Below are 1,826 nucleotides of genomic sequence, written 5' to 3'. Positions count from 1 at the left end.
CAGATAACATTGAGAGCATAGTGCGTAACTTGCGAGACAAGATAGAAAACTATGAGCGCGCTCTGACTGTATGCGTGTATAACAATAAAGGGGGCGTAGGCAAAACAACGACGATCATTAACCTTGCGGCAACACTAGCAACCACAACACTAGCAACCAAGAGAAAAAAGGTCTTAGTTGTTGACTTTGATTCTCAGGGTGATCTGACAAGAAGTTTGGGAGCCACTCCTGGAAAAATTACACTGACGCAATGTTTAAAGGATCCCAAAATAGACATCCATGCCATTGTCCAAACATATAGACTCAAAGGCAAGCAGACTACCCTTCCCATCTTCGACATTATCCCAAGAGACCCTGAGCTGGAGACGTTGACCGACAGCCAGTCGCTAGCATATATCCAAAAGGGAACCCGACGCCTTCGAGATCTGATTGCCCCTCTTCGCAATGAGTATGATTACATCCTAATCGACTGCCCAACTCAATGGCTTTACTTCAGCCAAAGTGGTGTTTTTGCTGCCGATGTTATTTTGATACCTACCCGCCCCGACGATCTGTCTTCCCTGAATAATGCTGCTAGAGTAATCACCAGCTTTGTTCCAGAAACTGCTAAGTCACGACAGGATGGCGGCCCCAGGACTTTGCCTATCTTTTTCAACGGCGTTTCTTCGGGAAGTGAATACACTATTAAACTAGCTAACGAAGAGATAGATAAGCTTATCAACCAGGAGAAAAGTGTAGATCTACGTCCATATTTCTGGCCGCATTTTAAGAGAGGTAATGAAAACAAAAGCATTTTTAGGATACCTGACTATGCAGTGATATCCTCTGCAAGCTTTGCTCGAATTCCTGCCGTCTTTAGGGACAGGAGAGTTTTAGAATACTACCAGAGTCTTGCCCGTGAGTACTTTATCGATGAGTGAGTTTTCAGATCTAGGTAGGTTGGTTAACTTACCCCTTGAGAGTATTACGCCCGCCGATGGGTTTTCTGCTCCCTCCTTCCTTGTTGCCGCAGCCGCAGATCAGCTAAGGGCGACAGGAGGACACAACTGGGTTCCTCTGCTGGTGGTCGAGGCTGGCGACTATCAGTACAAGGCCATTGGTAACCATTTTGTCTATGCAGTTGCTCAAGAAGCGGGACTGGAAAGGCTATGGTGTATCGTTGTCGATCCTGATCCAGAGCAGGTTAAGCAGGCCCAGATTCTCGCCAAAGAAATTGTTCCGAAGGTAAATTTGACCAATACATCGAGAGAGACTATCTTGGCTGCGCTAAGATACCTAGCCGAGCGACCCAGCAGTCCCCTCAAGGGAGTCGATGTAACCATTGCAGCTGCCCGGATTGCAGAGGCGGATAGAAGTTGGTGGCAGGACTTAACCCCCATAACCAAGCTTGGGTGCAAAATTACGCGAGGCAAAAAACTGGATGCCCTATCGGAAGTATTTTTCGTAACTCCTACAGCGTTGCCCCCTACTCTGAAGAAATCATCCAAGAGATCTGCGGCATCCGCTGGCGCGAAGAAAGCGACCTCAACTCGCTCGCGGAAAAAAACAGAGGGAGAGAGCTGAAAGGGATCCCTTCAAAAACATATTCTCCTCTCCACATCACCGAGGCCCGACTCCGCTTGCTGTGGGATGCCTGCCTCAAGCCTCCCTTTGAATGGCTACTGCCACCCAAACAGCCTTGGCCGCTCTCAACAACAGCCTCCATGGCAGGTATGCTCTGCTTACCTAGGACGACCGGATCCATCTGGAGCTCATGCACAGGATGATCACCAGCATCTTGGAGATCGACCTGACCCAAACCGTCCGGTATTATCTTGACCACAGGG

2 protein-coding genes are annotated in these 1,826 nt (G+C 48.6%); both read left to right on the top strand.

The genetic code is table 11. The features are described 5' to 3' along the window. Positions 1-920, top strand: a 920-nt coding sequence (locus NW819_RS08110; RefSeq protein WP_414413450.1) for a ParA family protein, incomplete at its 5' end; no start/stop codon positions are given. Further along, on the top strand, positions 898-1,563 hold the full coding sequence (locus tag NW819_RS08105; protein ID WP_414389538.1) for a Rho termination factor: 666 nt from the start codon (positions 898-900) through the stop codon (positions 1,561-1,563). The genes NW819_RS08110 and NW819_RS08105, both read left to right, overlap by 23 nt. Positions 1,564-1,826 lie beyond the last annotated feature (263 nt).

It is taken from the genome of Synechococcus sp. R8-2 (assembly GCF_047461715.1).
Taxonomy (GTDB): Bacteria; Cyanobacteriota; Cyanobacteriia; order Thermostichales; family Thermostichaceae; genus Thermostichus.
Note: the sequence above shows the minus strand (reverse complement) of the source record. Positions and strands in the feature narration are given on the sequence as shown.